A 16,821-nucleotide genomic window follows, 5' to 3' on the forward strand; every position below is an offset into this window, starting at 1 on the left:
TCCTTTCCACTCCATCAGGAATCAAGCGACGAGACTAACCAAGTTGCCGTCAGGATCCTTTATAATAGCATAGAGCTCGCCCCAAGGCGTATCGGTCGGCTCAAGCTGCCGAATATATCCTTGCGCTGTCAATCGGCGATACGATTCATCCAGCGTTTCACGGCTGTCTAAATGGAAAGCAATCTCCATTCGATTACCAATCGGCTCATCTACGCTGCCCAGAATCGTCTGCACCGTTTCCCTCGTATCGAAAGCCAAGATCAATCCGTTGCATTCTACCTCAACATGCTGTTCGTCGTTCGCACTCGCCGGTATTTCAAATCCCAAGAGCCGATAGAAATCCAAAGCCCGTTTCATCTCTTCCACGAAAATTCCAATTCTCTTCAGCTTAATTGCCATGCTTTCCAGCTCCCATCGTATGAATTCATGTTACGTCATCATTGTATCCGTACGATCGGCCGTCAAATAGGAAAAAACGGACTTCTTTCACGATCTTGTTAAGTGTCTAACAGGCAATCCGAAATAGCGCGGAAAGGAATTCGTAAAATGGGATTGGTCGTAATAGCCATAATGAAGCGCAAGATCCGTCAAGTTAGAGTAGTTTTTCTTATAGAACTCTTTTAGTGTGCTTTGAAATCGGATGATTCCCAGCATCTCCTTAGGGCTTAAACCCAATTCTTGTTTGAAAGCCCTTCTGAGATGCCGTTCACTGAAGTGGGCCTGCTCAGCTAAATCCGTAACGGATAGATTTCCTTTATTATGATAAATAATCTGCATACTTTGAGACACCAAAGGGAGAGTAACCGCATTACTCTCTGCTAACACTTTGCTTAATTGACGATCGGCAATCGCAAGGATGTCCGGGGTTGTCTCCGCAGTGAGGATTTGTTCGACCCAATACAACCCTTCAAAACCCCAAACATCTTCCAGAAAAACACGTTGTCCCTGAAGCATCGAAAGGGGGAACTTTAAAATGGCCCGGGCCGCTTCCGAATAGATCCTAATACCGAATAACGAACGAGCTTCCGAAAAGTGCAGCACTTCTGAACGAGTTGTCAACCCAGTAACATGGGCGGCCTTCCGGCTGGACGAGGAATAAAGATTAATGACGATATCTATGCAGCCGTCCGGTATGATCCAGTGGATTTGCTTATCGGGGACGGGTTGAAAATGCATTGTCCAATAAGAAGCGACATGAGATTCCAGGTGCCTGCTCGGAGAATATTCCTGACAACTGTACCATGGGCGATGTAACTCAGGCTGTAAATTAGGTGAATGAACGGGGTGATAAGGATGTGTCATCTTCATCTCTCCTTGCTACACTTCTGTTATTGTCGTGAATCGTCGTGTCAGACGATCAAGTAACATATATCATTAGGAAGTGTGCGTAATCTGCTAGAAAGTGTGCAAAGCTACCTGCTCATTCTATTATACTGCCGGTATAGCCTATAAAAAAACTTAGGGGGTTTGGATGGCCGGATCTGGAACATGGGTTGCCGGGAGGAATCCGGTCTCCGGACGCTCCCTAAATGATATTACTGTTCTGCCGCCTACAGGCAGTCTCTCTTTCCGCCAGGATCAGAGGCTGCCCTTTTGCTTGCAGGAGTGACCGTGTTTAAAGTATACTTAACTCAATTTGGTAAGGAGTGATGGCTTCATGGATATGGAAAAGTCGGACAAGACTCCGATGTATCAATATATAATGAACGATATTAAACGAAAGATTGCCTCCGGAGAACTCAAGCCGCATGATCCGCTCCCCACGCAGATTGAGCTGGCGAAAGAGTATAACACCAGTGAAATTACGTCCAGGCGGGCACTGTCGGATCTGGTTCAGGAAGGATTCGTGTACAGGATCCGGGGGAAGGGGAGCTTCGTCCATGAGAATCCGGCTCAAGCCGATTCTAAAGGGGTGCGCACCCTGTATTTTGCCCATCAGAATCATGAAGTGAGCATCCTAAACCACCCGTTTTTTACGGATATGTTTGAAGGCATTAAAGAGGTATGTGATGAAAACGGCGTCGCGTTCCACATTTGGGATATTGGGGAAAACTATGAGCTGCCCGATGATCCTGGCGCCGGGATCATCCTCCTGACGGTAAAAGGGCATTTTGACTTTTCGCGTTTAACGGCTTGGCAGGAAGAGAATCGGCGCATTGTTACGGTGCATTTCTATTATCCGCATTTGGGCATTCCCTATGTTATCGCGGATAATCTGACAGGAGGATATCTGGCCACCCAGCATCTGATTTCTCAGGGGCATCAGCGAATAGGGGTCATACTGACAGGCAGTTCGCTCTTGGAATTAAACCAGGATTTCTCACTTCGCCTCCAGGGATACAAGCTGGCGCTTACCCAGCATAATATTCCTTTCCATCCGGATCTGATCACTGTCGTCGACGGAGAAGACGAACGGGCGGAGATGGGGGAGGAAGGGTTCAAAAGGCTGATGAAGCTGCCGGAGCCGCCAACGGCGATATTCGCCACAAGCGACTATAAGGCTTTCGGTGCGATGAACGCGGCGAGAGAATCCGGGATGAACATCCCCGAAGATATAAGCATTATCGGTTACGATGATGTGAAACTCGGCGAGTATTCCTATCCGAGGCTCACCACGGTGAATCAGAATACGCGCAAGATGGGACAGAGGGCTGCGGAGATTTTGCTGTTTGAACTGGAGGAGGATCATTCCTCCCTGGTGAAAGACGAGATCGTTCCGACGCTGATCTTGCGCGACAGCACCGCTCCCTTATCGACGAAGCAGCACATCAGGCATAGCTAATTTGCAGGGTGCCGAATTAATCTAACCCGGCAAGTATGCTTGCCTCTTCCATCGAAGGGATGATTCAGGTTAACTGCCTAGGGTTAGAGCGCTGTGACAGGTTAGCCACAAGCAGCCTGTCGCAGCGCTTTTAGTTTTTTATCGCTTCGCGATGCGTCGCGGTAAGCTCATTACGAGAATAGAAACAGGGTGACCCAAGACCAACGTCTTAGTCACCCCCGAAAGTTATGAATTACTCTCTTGGAGCGTCTCCATCATCGCATAAAAATATTTAGGGTCGCTTGAAGTGAAGTAGTTATACCAAGCTTCTAACGTCTCTTCCGCAAACAGGTTCAGCAGCGCAATAACCTCGCGCGCTAATTCTAGTGCGCCGGCTGAACCGGTTGTAATCAGATTGCCATCGACCACGATTTTCTCGTCTTCATATCGAGCAGCGCCTTTGTATGAGGGGCTAAATAAATTTAAATACTCCAGACTATTGCTCGTATGCTGGCGCTCATCCAGCAACCCGGCATCCGCAAGCGCAAGTGTCGCCCCGCATATGGCTGCAACATAGCCACCGACGTTCAGCAGTTGTTTTGCTTTTTCGATGATTGGCCCATTCGTTGGATCTTTCCAGTTGTCAGCACCCGGCAAAAGCAATATAGCCGATGTTTCATACGTGATCTCATCTACTGTCAGTTCCGGCACGATTGTTAATCCGCCCTTCGTCGTGATAGGACGGTTGGAAGCTCCGACGGTTCGAACGGGAAGGCGACTCCCGCGATTTTTGAAATATTGACCGGAGTTGAGCTCTGCAGTAACAAAGCCAAGCTCCCAGTCCGCCATCGTATCCAGTACATAAACATAAGCGTATTTCATCAGTTCCTCCTTGTTTATCCATGATTCTATCAGTTGAAAGGTTGTTGTCGCCGATCTGTGCCAAAATGACTTCGTTCCCTCATGGATTCCATTATGAACTTCCTCCCGAGTCGAAATAATGTAAAGGGATAAATCGTATCAGTTCATTGGCCAGAAGTTCGGGTTCTTCCAGCGCTGCAAAATGACCGCCACAGGGCATTTTGTTATAGCTGCACACATGTACCGAACGTTCAGCCCAACTTGAGGGGAACTGGATTTCGCGCGGGAAGAGCACGATACTTGCCGGTACTCTACGTGTCGCTGTGACCGGCGAAGCACTATCTTCATTCGCTTGGTGGGCCATTACAATTAGCCGATACATGCGTGTGGCAGATCCGGCCGTCTCGGTCAGCCAATAGATCATGATATTTGTGAGTAGTTCGTCCCTTCCGCCGAATGCATTATCTACAGTCTCGTCGCCAGCTCCCGAACGGATCATGCTGACGATCCATGATGCCAAGCCAACCGGCGAATCGTTAAGTGAATAGGCAAGCGTCTGCGGTTTGGTAGCTTGCAGCTTCAGATAGGCGCCTTCTGACTGAACCCAGGTCTGCGTATCTAACATAAACTGACGATCGGCAGGGGACATCTCCGTAATATCCTCTCTTCCGGTTGGATAACCAGCGTCCGTCAACAAGATCGCTTTCACAACGTCGGAGTGATGTGTGGATAGCATGGTCACGATTTCAGTGCCGATATCCCCGCCGCAAGTCGCGAAGCCCTCGTATCCAAGTGTTTCTGTCATCAGTTTGGCAAACAGGTGGGCGACTCGGTTCGGTGCTGTGGTTTTTCGATCCGAAAATCCAAAACCGGGAATCGAAGGCACGACAAGATCGAAGGAGTCGGATAACAGAGGGATCATCTTGTGAAATCGGTAGAAGCTGTCGGGCCAACCATGAACGAGCAAAAGCGGCACCGCATTTGGATTTTTGCTTTTAACCTGCACGAAATGAAGGGTCGTATCCTCTATAACAGTCTTGTATTGCGGTAAGGCATTTAATCTGGCTTCATGAATACGCCAGTCATACTGCGTTCGCCAATAATCGATTAATTCTTTCATATAACCGAGATCTGCACCCATATCCCAGCCTTCGCCAGCCGCTTCGTCGGGCCACCGCGTATGATCCAGCCGCATTTTCAAGTCTTCAAGATCCGATTGCGGAACATTGATTTTGAATGGAGTAATGATCGCTGATCTCCCCCTTCAATACAGAATGTAATAGCTGCTTTCTGCATTGTAAGGGAACCAACAAGACACTGTATTGTATATTTTTTCCCGAGATCTAGTTCGTGAGAGGGATGTGATTGGGGTGCAGGCTTTCTATAGCGCGATACTCGGTCGGAGTGAGGCCAGAAAAGGACTGAAATTCTTTAATGAAATGGGACTGATCATAATATTCGCAAGACATGGCAAGATCGGCCCAATCGATATCATTGCTCTTTCTGATTAGCCGTACCGCCTTTTGAAAACGCATTAAACGACTAAACCTCTTGGGTGTTAATCCTACTTCATCCTTGAAAACTTGAATGAATCGTTTGGCGCTCATGTTAACCTGTTCAACCATGTTCGCAATGGATTCGGGGTGATGCGACTGCTGAAACGAGGCAATCGCAAACTGAACGGCTGAAAGCGATGGCCTTGACCAATCACTTCGTAACAGAAAGTATTTTTCAAGGATACGAAATCGATCTTCTACCGTGTTGGAATAAAGCAGTTCATCGCGCAGATTAGTAGCCGCTATCCCCCATAAATCATCCAACGAGACATGCGTATCTTTTAACGCAATAGAAGGCAGCTTTAGAAGGGGACCAGCGCAGCCGGGCTTGATATGTACGCCAATCATGGACCGCTCGCTTGAAGAATCCGTTATATAATAATCAGTGTGAGGCCCACTAATCACGGAAGACGCTAGTGTCATCTCGCTGTCATATCGATTGTGTATACGAGTTTTACGATCATACAGATCAATGACGAGATCGATCGAGCCGTCCGGTAGGGTGAGTCTTCTCGAGTGCGGCGGATTCTTTCCGGTATAGGACCAGAAGTAAGCGATGAAGGAAGACAAAGGAGGCTGGGGGGAATAGGTCTGAAACGGCATTGCTGTTCAGTCCTTTCTGTCTCATTGTTCAAATAACTTCATTGTACTTGATAACTTTCATGAGTTGAAACAAAACATTCAGAAGGAGTTCGCTACTGCACTAAGAGAATTTTTATTTCATAATATCCGAGTAATAATAGCAGGAGTATGGAAAGAGTCTACAAAAATAAATGCACGTGTTCCGGATTTAGGAAATCGAGTAGAAACTGTTCGATATAGGTGATTGAAACCAGCGTAAGGTCCATCTATCGCGAAATTCAGGTGCTCAGCGAAGCAGGCTTGCCTATTATAGGCACAACAGGCACAGGGTATTCCTATATGGAGTGATAATTTCTACCTTGGTCCGAGCGGTTGCATTCCCTTCCTCCAGACTCCGTCTCGCGGCGGACGCTCTTGCTCTTGGCTAACGGTAGGCGTTTGCCAGCTCCCGTTCGCGCGCACTAAAAAACAGCCTGGAGCATTCACTGATCCAGGCTGTTTTTTGCCTACAAATGGCTTGAATTGTACAAATAAAAGGCATAGTCTGTTGGTATTCCGGGATGCCCTAGTTGCCTGAGCATCGCAGTCACGTTACCACGATGATAAGTTCCGTGGTTCACCATATGTTGGATATAGTCTACGCATCTGGCATTAAATGTTCCTGACGGATAAACTGCTTCGATATCCTCATGTTGCTCGATGAATGACCGGAAGCTAGCCGCCAGTTCATCTTGCATCTGACCCAGTTCTTCAATACGCTTGCCGTTGGTTTCTGCCACTATAATCTCTATAGTGTTCTTCAAGTTCTCAAAGTATTCCTCCGACAACTCGGAGACGCCGCCTTCAGTTAAGAAAGTTAACCAGCCTCGATCGATAACATAAATATGGACGATAGTGTCGTAGATGGTTGGAAAAACGCTAACGATTTTCTTTCGATATACCTCATCAGAAAGTATCTGAAGATGCTCGCAAACCTGCCGGTTTGCCCATACATGATAATCAAATTGCTGCAAAGCATATTTTTTCAACTTTGTTCCCCGTTTCAAATAGGGGAGCCCGCAGTTTAAGGGCAATTATGCGTCCTGCCCCTCAATAGTTTGCCCGGGAGTAAAAGCCGTTCTCATTACAAACGCCTCCTTGCGGTAATATGATCTACAATATCATATAGGGGGGAGATAAAAGTCAATTTCCCCCTAAGTCAACAATATCAAAATATATAAAGAAAAACATGAGAATGTTCTTCTTTAATCGAATTATCCCATCGATCCGCGGCAGCCTGAGCATGTTTCGCAATAAAAACTATTGCAATAGGCAAACTCCTACAGTATACTTTGTTTATCAAAGTATACAAAATTTAAAACGTATACTTACAGCTGAAGCGTATTCGTTCAAGTTTATTGTAATTGAAAGCGCTTTAGATCATGACCATTCGAAAATAGGGGAGATCAATGTGAACAAAAGGAAGGGATTCATCGTTCTCTTGAGTATTGTGATGCTTTTGGCTTTATTGTCAGCATGCACCAAAGCAGCTCCCACACCACCAGACAATCCAGGCACCGCAGAATCCAATCCAACGGGTGAGGATCAGGGTAAGGAAGACGCAGGGAAGGATCCGGCCGCGTCGCAGCTGACAGGAAATATTAACATTTCCTTGCCGAATGCATCGGCGTCAGTATGGAATGCGGTTGCCGAAGCGTATATGAAGAAAAATCCGGGAGTGAAGGTCAAAGTCGACAACAAGCCGGCGGAAGGCTACAAGGAATGGCTGACGGCTCAATTTGCAGCAGGTGTGCCGGATGTTGACCTGGTTACGAATAACGAAGTCGGTGGCCTAGTTAACAGTAAAAAATTTATGGACTTTTACCCTTATTTCGATAAGGTCAATCCTTATACGAACCAGCCTTGGCAGGACACCCTGGATCTGAAGGCGATGGGCATTAACCTCGAAGGCATTGGAGCCGAAGATCATTTGTACAACCTGAACTTTGAATCCGTGCAGATCGTATGGGTGTACAACAAGGAGATTTTCCAGGAAGTTGGGATTACTGAAGCTCCCAAAACGTTTAACGAGATGATCGACGCTTTCAATAAAATAAAAAAGGCCGGATATACACCGCTGGCGCTCGGCGGAGACTCCAAATCGATGTGGAGCGGCCAGGCGGGATGGCTGGTGCGGATCTATGCTGATCAGTACATGCGCGATTATATTAACATCATCCGGTCCCAAGAACAGGATTATACTTACGTTCCAGAGCTCGACGAGCAGTGGAAATATGATCTGACGGATCCGTATAACGATTCCAACAGTAAAGTGACCAAAAACGAAATGCGGCTGTGGAAAGCTGTTAAAGACAAAGAAGGTCCCTTCAAAATTGCCGGCAATCCCCAGTGGAAGGCTTACTCGGAAAATCTGAAAACACTGTTCGATTATGTGCCTGACGGATTTTTCGGAGTGAAAGAGGACCAGGCTTACAATCTGTTCCTGACGGGAAAGGCGGCGACAATGTTAGGCACGCCCGCCTCCTACTGGCAGCTCCCTAAAGATTTCGCGGATGAGGAAAAAACGGGTGCCACAGGCGGCGTGAAACCTTTCGAATACGGATTCTTCAACATGCCTTCCATGGAAGGACCTGAGGTGATGGCACCGGCCCGAACGATCCAGATTCCGATCGGATTCTATGGTTTCGTCAATAAAGATGCGAAGCAAAATGAGCTGAATGTGGATTTCATGATGTACCTGACGAGTCCGGAAGGTTACGCCGTATATTTGGATGCGATCCAGAAGAGTGACGACGCCTCCCTCTCAGGCGCACCGGCCATTAAAGGCATTACGCTCCCGGATGAAATGGCGGCGGCATTCGCCGATTTCAAGCCGATTGGAAATACCGAAGGCTACACCAGCGCCGCGAACAATCTGGCCCGGGGAATGTGGGATTACCAGCCGTCGGTGCAGGATTGGGTAGGGCTCGTACAGCGGTACTTCAGCGGTAAGCTGACAACGGATCAATATTTGGAGCAGCTGCAGGCGAATATCGATAAATATATGGAACCTGCCATGAAAGAAGCCAAGAAAGAACTCTCCGACTTGGATCACCCCGAGCGGCGTCCGCCGCAGCGTTAATCACTTTTTCACACGGGTCTGCACATGCATTTGCATGTGCGGACCTGTATGATTACCCGAGGGAAGCAGGCAATTCGTAAGGATGACGGATAAAAAGGGAGGTTCATCATGAGGAAAGCCCCATGGATATTTCTTGCACTGATCCTGCTTCTAGGGCTTGTCCCGGGCGCAGCACTTGCCAAAGACCATTGGTCCATTGAAGGAGCGGGGAATATCACCTCCCTCTCCGTATCAGAGGATGGGAGCCGTGTGGCCGTTGGGGGTCATAATGCGAAGGCATTTCTCTACGATTCCGAAGGCAGTCCCATCTATGAGGTTGAGGCCGGAAATGTCGTTACAGGGGTAGCGCTTCTGAGTAACGGCACACTTCTGGTTTCATCGGATGACAGGCATCTGTATGCATATGACGAGACAGGAGGAAAGCTGTGGGATTCGGATCTGAAGCGGCAGGTCAAGAGCTTGGCCGCATCGCAGGACGGGTCCACCATCGTACTCGTTACCCAGCGCAGCAAAGATCTCATCGTTGTGGATCAAAATAGCGGGGAACAGACAGGCAGTATCCCCATCGGTTCCCTGTTGAAGGAAGTGAGCGTATCGGGCAGCGGACAGTGGATCGTTGCCGCGACAAGCGACCAATTCGCCTATCTCCTGGACAAGGATGGCAGCCTGATGTATAAATTCAGCGCGGATAATCAAATCCAGGCGGTGGCCGTTTCAGAGAATGGCCTGGCTGCTGTGGGTACGGCTTCCAATAAGGTGGAATTGTTTGATAAGAACGGGAGCGTTAACAGTTCAATTAACACGAGGGACATCGTGACCGATGTCGCCTTTTCAAGCGATGGGGAACGGATCGGCGTTTCGGATTTATCCGGTAACTACTATATTTTCGACGGGCGCGGAAAGCAGCTGTGGGAGTCAAAGATCACGGGGGAAGGCCGGGGCGTTCAATTTGACCGGGAGGGCAAGACGCTGTATTCGGGCACCAATGACGGAAGGATTTTTAGGTACGATGTAGGCAGTGTCATCGATAAAGCGGCAAGCAAAGCACGCTTAAATGCTATGTTATGGGCTGCAGCCGGTGTCTTGGCGGTCGTCCTTATTCTGCTGTACTTGCATTACCTGAAGAAGCGCAACCGGCTGGTTATTTTCCGCCAGATATGGAAAAGCAAATATATTTACCTGGGCTTGGCACCGACCTTTATTCTGGTGTTCGTCTTTCTCTATTACCCGGCTTTATCGGGCTTGTTCCATTCCTTATATGACTGGCAGCCAGGGGGTAGGACCACCTTTGTCGGCTTGGCCAATTTTGAACGGATGATTCATGATCCTTATGTCATTAAGGGGATGGGCAACCTGGTCATTCTGATCATCACCGGTTTGATCAAAGCGATTATCCCTGCACTCATTACGGCTGAACTCATCTTCCATCTACGCAGTAAACGTCTGCAATACGGCTTTCGGACGGCATTTACCGCATCGATGGTTATTCCGGGTGTGGCCCTGCTGTTGATTTGGCAAAACCTGTATGATCCCAACGTGGGTCTGATCAATAACGTATTAGAACTGATCGGGCTTGGTTCCTGGGCGCATGGTTGGCTTGGTGACCCCAATACTGCCTTGTGGGCTATTATTTTTATCGGGTTTCCGTTTATTGGCATCCTGCAGCTGCTGGTGTTTTATGCAGGGCTGCTGTCCATTCCGAACGAGCTGATCGAGTCCGCAAAAATCGATGGGGCCAATCTTTGGCGGATTATCCGTTCCATTCATTTGCCGCTGCTGGGCGGTCAATTCAAGTTTCTGATCATTTTAACCCTCATAGGTATTATTCAGGACTTTAACGGCATCATGATCGTTACGGGCGGCGGTCCCATGGACTCGACTTATGTACCCGCACTGCAGATGTATTATGCCGCCACCAAGTTCAACGATCTCGGATATGCCTCGGCGCTCGGTGTAAGCATGTTCCTGGTGATCCTTGCCATTACGGTTGTGAACATGAAGCTTATTAAAACAGAAGATTAAGGAAGGAGGAGAGGGATCGATGTATACCGAAACGGATACAGCCGCTGAAAGCGTCAGCCCCGTGAGAAAGCTCAGAAAAAACGAAGGCGGTCTCATCAAATATCTCAGTTTCCCCCAAATCACCATCATCGTGCTGCTGTGCGTGCTGGTCATTCTGATGCTGGTGCCCATTCTGTTCATGATCGTCAGCTCCTTAAAAAGCAATGCGCAAATTCTCGGCAATTTCTGGGGGCTGCCTTCTCCGGCCAAATGGAATAATTACGGCGCTGCGTTCACCAGTATTTGGCGATATATGGTGAATTCCATCTTGTATGCGGTCGGAGCCAGCGCTTGTGTCATTCTGCTCTCTTCCATTTCAGGATATATATTCGCCAAAAAAAGCTTTCCCGGTAAAGAACTGCTGTTTATGATGATGCTGGCCATGATGATGATTCCGGGTGTGTTAACGCTGATTCCTTCGTACGTCCTGTATAATAATCTGGGACTAACGAATACACCTTGGGTGATCATTATTGCCGGTGCAGCCGGCGGGCAAATCTTCGGAACCTTCTTGTGCAGAAGTTTTATGTCCGGCATCCCCAGCGAGCTGTTTGAAGCGGCCCGGATCGATGGGGCGTCGGAGATTCGCGTATTTTTTCAAATCGTCATCCCGCTGTCGCTGCCGATCCTGGCCACCTTGTTCATTATGCAGGCTGTTGGCGTGTACAATGATTACATTTGGCCGCTGCTTACGATCAGGGACAGCAGTCTTCAGGTGGTTGCCGTTGGCCTTACCGTCTTTACAAAGCAGTTCGGCATCACCGATATGGGAACGCAGTTTTCGGCATACGCCATTTCCTCGATTCCGTTAATTTTAATTTTCTCTTTCGGCATGAAATATTACATTCAGGGCATGACGCAGGGGGCTTTGAAAATGTAGCGTGTGAGATGAATCGTTTGATCAATGTAGCGCTCTCGGCGCTGTGCTCACTTCAACAAACAAAAAGCAGCCGGGCGGCTACCGGCTGCTTTTGATATTTGGGGTTCGTTTGCGGGTGATACGTGTCAGCGATAGAAGTCAACCAAGTCTGCAAACAGGCGCTTGATCAATTCAAGCTCGGCATCGCTGTACCTTCCCAAAAACTCGTACATTCTCTGCTTTTCCAACGCATGGAGCTCGTCATGCGCAGCAAACAGCTTTTTGCCGGCAGGAGTTAACCGAAAGTACACTTCCTTTTTGTTATCGTTGAGCTGGGCTTTCCGCACCCAACCGGCTTTAAGTAATTTGCTCGCGATCTTGGAGGTGTTCCCTTTGCTCAAATTCATCTTTTCCGCGATGGAAGTGACATTGATCGGCTCCTGCTCCCCGATGCACGCAATGGTGTGCAGTTCTGTCATGTTCAAACTGAATTCGGCACCGATATGCTTCCGGATATCTTCGAGATAGGTTGCGGAGATTCGGGATTCGTATTCTTCTTTTTGCTGAAGAAACTGAATAAAAAATTCATGAATGGCGGCTTTGCTTTTATCTGCAGTATCCATGGTTCATGCTAGCTCCTCGACTCATTTTTTTCAGTATATCATAAATAGTTTCCTGAGAAATAATTACGTATACTTCTCTGCAAGGTTGACACGTCGAGGGTGGACGGTTCACGGGAAGCTGGTTTCAGACTTTTGTTTGCGAGCGAAAAAAAGAAGTGCTAAACCTAGATAAGTCCCGGTGAGAACAGCTACATTGACTTTAAATCGTTATTTATGTATTCGGCGATACGTCTGGCATCATGCTGTACCCACCCCAAAAGAGCAGACCCTCTGCAGGACAGCCACGGAAGACCGATGAAATATAGGCCAGGAATATTAGAAATACCATTGAACTGGGTAATTTCTTGATGTTCATTAAAGAGATGATTGATTTGGATCCAGGAGAAATCCGGACGGAACCCGGTTGCCCAAATGATATTGTCAGCCTCAATATATTGATCGTCTGCAAAAAACACAGTACGTGACTCCGCGCTGACTGCCCTCGGGAATAGCTTGATTTCCCCTTCTTTTAATCGTTGTTTTAATTGGAATCCATAGATTTGCTCAGGTTGTTGGCGTAACCATTTCCCGCGTTTGGTGTGATTTCCGGCCTGTAAGAAACCCAATTTGTCGTAATACCAAAAAATGCTCTTTCCCAATATGGACAGAGGTTTAAAATGGAGCTGGTTTGATGCGGATAAATAGACATCAAAGCCATTTGACAGTTCTACTGCAATTTGTGCACCTGAATTTCCTGCTCCCACGACCAACACGCTTCCAGATGTAAGCTGGCCGGGATTCCGGTATGCGGAAGAATGAAGCTGAGTCGTATCATTGGAAATGGACTGGCTTATGGCTGGAACATACGGTTTATGAAAAGGCCCTGTAGCCACGATTACATTTTTGGATTGAATCGTTCCTCTGCTAGTCTCCACCTCAAATCCCCTTGGTATGGAGGTTAACGACTTGACCTCCATATCTAACTGAATCGGAAAATCAAAGGTTAAAGCGTATTCCGATAAGTATGCGGCAACCTCATCTTTTGTAGGGAGACCATTCGGATCCCCAGGCAGATCAAGACCAGGTAAACGGCTGTAATTCCTGGGTGTGAATAATTGTAAGGAATCGTATCTGTTACGCCAGGAATCGCCTAAGGCTTTGGCTTTATCGATTAGCATAAATGGTATTCCTTTTTGCTTTAAGAAGTAGGCAGCAGCAAGACCTGCCTGTCCGGTACCGATGATCAAAACATCCAGCATTGAAACTCCTCCCAGTAAAATGAATTTAATCATATAATACATGATCATTTGTTCATATGTAAATGAAATGATTAGAATCTTCGCTTAAAGCCAAGTCCAGATAAATGGAGAAGGGTGGGATTATCCCGATGCGAAGCAAGCAAGAAAAAAGACTGCCGGTTCAACGGCAGTCTTCTTCTCACAAGGACTATATGGATAAAAAGAGGAGATTTATCTTATACCAAAGTTCTTACTCCCTTGACCGCGAGAGGTTATAGATCCCAAACTCATAAAAGGAATATCCATAATCGGTGGCTCTTTCAATCCCCTGAAATTTAACGTACCTGGCTGTAACGGGGGAAAATTGGACCGTTTCTTTGCCATCATGGGCCGTAATGATGCCATCATTGTCCTGGATCACGCTGCTCCAGTTCTGCTGGTCGTCGGAGACAAGGATTTTGTAAGTTTTGGCGCGGGCGAATTCCCACTCGATCCGGACGGTATCGAATGCTTTAGCTTCGCCTAGATCGACCTGGAACCAGCTGTCATTCACGTAGTTGCTCGCCCATCTTGTCGAAGAAAACCCATCTACGGCATATTTCGGCGCCAAGGTCGAAACGGAGCCTTCGACGGAAGAGGCGGTTACGGTTTTATTTTCCGCCAGGTTACCGGCAAGATCATACACCTCTTCTTTCAGCGAAGCATAAGCCGTATCCGAAACAATACGATCCGCGTACAGTTGATCCAGCTTTGCATTGAAACCTTTGAGGAATTGATCAAACTGCGCAGCATTTTTTCCTTCAAAACGCTTCATCTGGTCCAGCTGCGCGTGCAACGAGCGGGGAGCTCCGGGCGTCGTGAACTGCTTTTGCTCGGCGAAGAGGTTCACATGAGCTTTCATGGTGTCAGCGGTAGATGCCGCCCGGATGGTATAAGCCGTCGTCTTGGATTTGGCAGCCGCCACGGTAATGGCCAGTTGATGCTTACCCGGCATTCCCTTCAGATCAATCGGCGTTCCCGGGGCGTAGGGTTTGCCGTCGAAAGTGGCCGTAACCCGGGTCAAACCGCTGTCATCATCTTGGACTTCCCATGTGAATGCAACTGTTTCAGTATTGGGAACAACCACATCGCCATTTAACTTTTGACCGTTGATAAATACGTCTGCTTCAGGTGGCGTAGTGTTATGAATGTCGTATGTTCCGTTCAAGTATTGATACAGCCAGTCATACATGAGACGCAGACCGGGATCTTTGCTCACCGCCAAATTATAAACCGCATTATTTCCCTGGTAATAAGCTCTGAATCCCTTTTGCATCAAGCCGGTTGCGACGCCGCTGTTCAAGTAATCGATATAACGCTCACGGAATACGCCGTCCTGCAGCATCCGGTCATCAAATTCGACTTCATTCGACATTCCGTACCGCTTTGCAGTATCTGCGGCATCTTCCAGCCGGTCTTGATCCATGCCGCCAAAGAAGTAATTCGGTTGAAGCGCCGCGGCATCAAATCCTACGTCTTTCCACATATAGCTTTTATAAGCCAAAGAGTGGGGGATCCAGAAAAATTTCAGATTCATGTCATGGACTTTATCGCTCACGGCTCGAATCAAGCCGGGCCCCGTTTCGCTTGTGCTGATTTGTTCTTCCAGCCAGTACATGCCGACAAGCTCCAGATTGGAATAATTCGCGGCCTGCCATCTTTGCCGGACCTGATCCAGCCACCACTGAACCGCTTTTTTTCTGTTTTCGAGGGATTTCTCTTGTCCGACGACAGAGGCATTAAAGCTTAACGATTCCCCTGACCCGTCCACATCGCCAAAATCGCTTAAAGATTCCCCGGGATTCGGAATCATGAGCACAACCTTCTCCTTATAATCAGGTTGGTTCAGCTTGGCCCCGACTTCCTTGGTCGCTTCATTCAACTGCTGCATATCTCCCGCAGCTGCAAAGGTTTTGTCCAAATACCAGGTCCAGTCCCCCAGATTGGTTTGCCCAAGACCGAAATCCCGGCCGGCAGGGGAAGCAAGTCCGAGATATAAAACACCGTCAAAAAGCCAGTCGGCAGGTTCCCCGTTCTGATCCACGTAACTGATGTTCGGGATGATCCGTTCCTTGGTCCAGTCCCCCAATCCATCCGCATACTGTCCGTTATACAGCAGATTCAGATTCCGAATCCCGCCCGTAGCGTCGCCCGGCTCCAAAAAATGAGGCTGCTCAGCAGGAACCTCTACCGCTCCGTCAATCTTTCCGTCCGTGCCCATAATTTCAATTTCGTCAATGTATTCCCATAGGGTAGGATGCATCGTGAAAATGACTTTTACATAGCGGGCATAAGCCAGCTTGCCGTCCGCACTCCCGCCTTGGATTCCGTCCCGGCTGCCGTCCCACGCAAACATTTCCTGCCTTGGCGGTCCTTCTCCCCAAAGCAGTTGAGTGGCGTTATGGGAGAGAAGGCCCCAATTCTCCTTATCGTCCGAGACATACATCGATACCGTGAGAGGCACGAGGATGGAGTTGGCAGGGTAATCCTGAAAAAAATGGGCGGTTATTTTCCCGATCGACTTCTCCTCACCCAAATCGAACACGACTTCGCGCGCTTTGCCGCGAACATGTCCTACCCAGGCCGGGTCATTCATATCTAATTGTCCATATTTCCCATCTGTAAGCTTATTCCCGGCATCAGGATGCGACGGATCCGGGGCTTCAGACCATTCATAAGGGAGTCCAAGGGCAAGATTACGGAACTCCGGCTGCACCTCATCCGGTGGCGGCGCAGGATCTTCCGCCGGGGAAATCCCTTTTGCCTGCATCGTCGGAACCAGCTCGCTCGCTTGGGCCGCCGGAACCAGCGACACCATCATGACTGCAGCCATGGCAATCGCAGCCCATCTTTTATACCAACTCATCAAGTTCAGCTCCTTTTCTCAAGTTAAGAAACCGCTTTCAAATTTTGGTCAGCATTTTCTCCGAATCAAACTTTCCGTCACCCCCTCACTGCGATTCGATCTGATAGGTGTAAGTCATGGAGACACCCTTCCGCATGATTGATGGTAAATGGGGCTGTATATTCAAAGCAAGCAACATTTTTTGATGGGTTCGCAATATTTTCATAAGGCTGGAGAGAGGGGGATTTAAAGACTCGTTTTTGCGGGAATAAACGGCTCTTTACGAGATAATCATT

The 16,821-nt window shown here is 48.2% G+C and carries 14 protein-coding genes; 5 read left to right on the forward strand and 9 right to left on the reverse strand.

What is annotated here, in order from left to right; all coding sequences use genetic code 11:
- Window positions 1–21: 21 nt before the first annotated feature.
- Window positions 22–399: a VOC family protein gene (locus GCU45_RS26455; protein ID WP_152401738.1), complete on the reverse strand. Its 378-nt coding sequence runs from the start codon at window positions 397–399 to the stop codon at window positions 22–24.
- A gap of 87 nt (window positions 400–486) precedes the next feature.
- Window positions 487–1,302 carry a helix-turn-helix transcriptional regulator gene (locus tag GCU45_RS26460; protein ID WP_167527230.1) on the reverse strand — a complete coding sequence of 272 codons (816 nt, stop codon included), beginning with the start codon at window positions 1,300–1,302 and terminating at the stop codon, window positions 487–489.
- Between the two features lie 355 nt (window positions 1,303–1,657).
- On the opposite strand from GCU45_RS26460, the gene GCU45_RS26465 reads away from it, so the two are divergent.
- The gene (locus GCU45_RS26465) at window positions 1,658–2,782 is read left to right on the forward strand and encodes a GntR family transcriptional regulator (RefSeq protein ID WP_152401742.1); all 1,125 of its coding nucleotides are present in this window, start codon (window positions 1,658–1,660) and stop codon (window positions 2,780–2,782) included.
- A 225-nt stretch (window positions 2,783–3,007) separates the two neighbouring features.
- Here GCU45_RS26465 and GCU45_RS26470 read toward each other — a convergent pair whose 3' ends face one another.
- From GCU45_RS26470 to GCU45_RS26480, 3 genes are all read right to left on the reverse strand, one after another.
- Window positions 3,008–3,643: a DJ-1/PfpI family protein gene (locus GCU45_RS26470; protein WP_152401744.1), complete on the reverse strand. Its 636-nt coding sequence runs from the start codon at window positions 3,641–3,643 to the stop codon at window positions 3,008–3,010.
- Between the two features lie 91 nt (window positions 3,644–3,734).
- A complete protein-coding gene (locus GCU45_RS26475) occupies window positions 3,735–4,871 on the reverse strand; it encodes an epoxide hydrolase family protein (RefSeq protein ID WP_341874565.1) in 1,137 nt (378 codons plus the stop codon).
- Window positions 4,872–4,965: 94 nt separating this feature from the next.
- Window positions 4,966–5,781, reverse strand: a complete 816-nt coding sequence (locus GCU45_RS26480; protein ID WP_152401748.1) for a helix-turn-helix domain-containing protein — start codon at window positions 5,779–5,781, stop codon at window positions 4,966–4,968.
- Window positions 5,782–6,000: 219 nt separating this feature from the next.
- Between GCU45_RS26480 and GCU45_RS26485 the strand changes: the two genes are divergently transcribed.
- Window positions 6,001–6,108, forward strand: coding sequence for an HTH domain-containing protein (locus GCU45_RS26485; protein WP_152401750.1), 108 nt, complete (start codon window positions 6,001–6,003; stop codon window positions 6,106–6,108).
- A gap of 158 nt (window positions 6,109–6,266) precedes the next feature.
- Here the strand turns inward: GCU45_RS26485 and GCU45_RS26490 are convergent, their stop codons facing one another.
- Window positions 6,267–6,788, reverse strand: coding sequence for a DinB family protein (locus GCU45_RS26490; protein ID WP_152401752.1), 522 nt, complete (start codon window positions 6,786–6,788; stop codon window positions 6,267–6,269).
- Between the two features lie 422 nt (window positions 6,789–7,210).
- Between GCU45_RS26490 and GCU45_RS26495 the strand changes: the two genes are divergently transcribed.
- From GCU45_RS26495 to GCU45_RS26505, 3 genes are all read left to right on the forward strand, one after another.
- Complete coding sequence (locus GCU45_RS26495; RefSeq protein WP_244364280.1) at window positions 7,211–8,881, forward strand: ABC transporter substrate-binding protein; 1,671 nt, start codon at window positions 7,211–7,213, stop codon at window positions 8,879–8,881.
- A 108-nt stretch (window positions 8,882–8,989) separates the two neighbouring features.
- Window positions 8,990–10,903 carry a DUF5711 family protein gene (locus GCU45_RS26500; protein ID WP_152401754.1) on the forward strand — a complete coding sequence of 638 codons (1,914 nt, stop codon included), beginning with the start codon at window positions 8,990–8,992 and terminating at the stop codon, window positions 10,901–10,903.
- 19 nt (window positions 10,904–10,922) lie between these two features.
- Complete coding sequence (locus GCU45_RS26505) at window positions 10,923–11,822, forward strand: carbohydrate ABC transporter permease (protein ID WP_145135403.1); 900 nt, start codon at window positions 10,923–10,925, stop codon at window positions 11,820–11,822.
- Between the two features lie 125 nt (window positions 11,823–11,947).
- Here the strand turns inward: GCU45_RS26505 and GCU45_RS26510 are convergent, their stop codons facing one another.
- The 3 genes from GCU45_RS26510 to GCU45_RS26520 all read right to left on the reverse strand — a co-directional run bounded on the left by GCU45_RS26510 (window position 11,948) and on the right by GCU45_RS26520 (window position 16,546).
- Window positions 11,948–12,424: a MarR family transcriptional regulator gene (locus GCU45_RS26510; protein WP_152401756.1), complete on the reverse strand. Its 477-nt coding sequence runs from the start codon at window positions 12,422–12,424 to the stop codon at window positions 11,948–11,950.
- 188 nt (window positions 12,425–12,612) lie between these two features.
- Window positions 12,613–13,662: a flavin-containing monooxygenase gene (locus GCU45_RS26515; protein ID WP_152401758.1), complete on the reverse strand. Its 1,050-nt coding sequence runs from the start codon at window positions 13,660–13,662 to the stop codon at window positions 12,613–12,615.
- Between the two features lie 229 nt (window positions 13,663–13,891).
- Window positions 13,892–16,546, reverse strand: coding sequence for a DUF4855 domain-containing protein (locus tag GCU45_RS26520; protein ID WP_152401759.1), 2,655 nt, complete (start codon window positions 16,544–16,546; stop codon window positions 13,892–13,894).
- Window positions 16,547–16,821 lie beyond the last annotated feature (275 nt).

This window comes from Paenibacillus cellulositrophicus (genome assembly GCF_009363095.1).
In the GTDB taxonomy this organism is placed as follows: Bacteria; Bacillota; Bacilli; order Paenibacillales; family Paenibacillaceae; genus Paenibacillus_AQ; species Paenibacillus_AQ favisporus.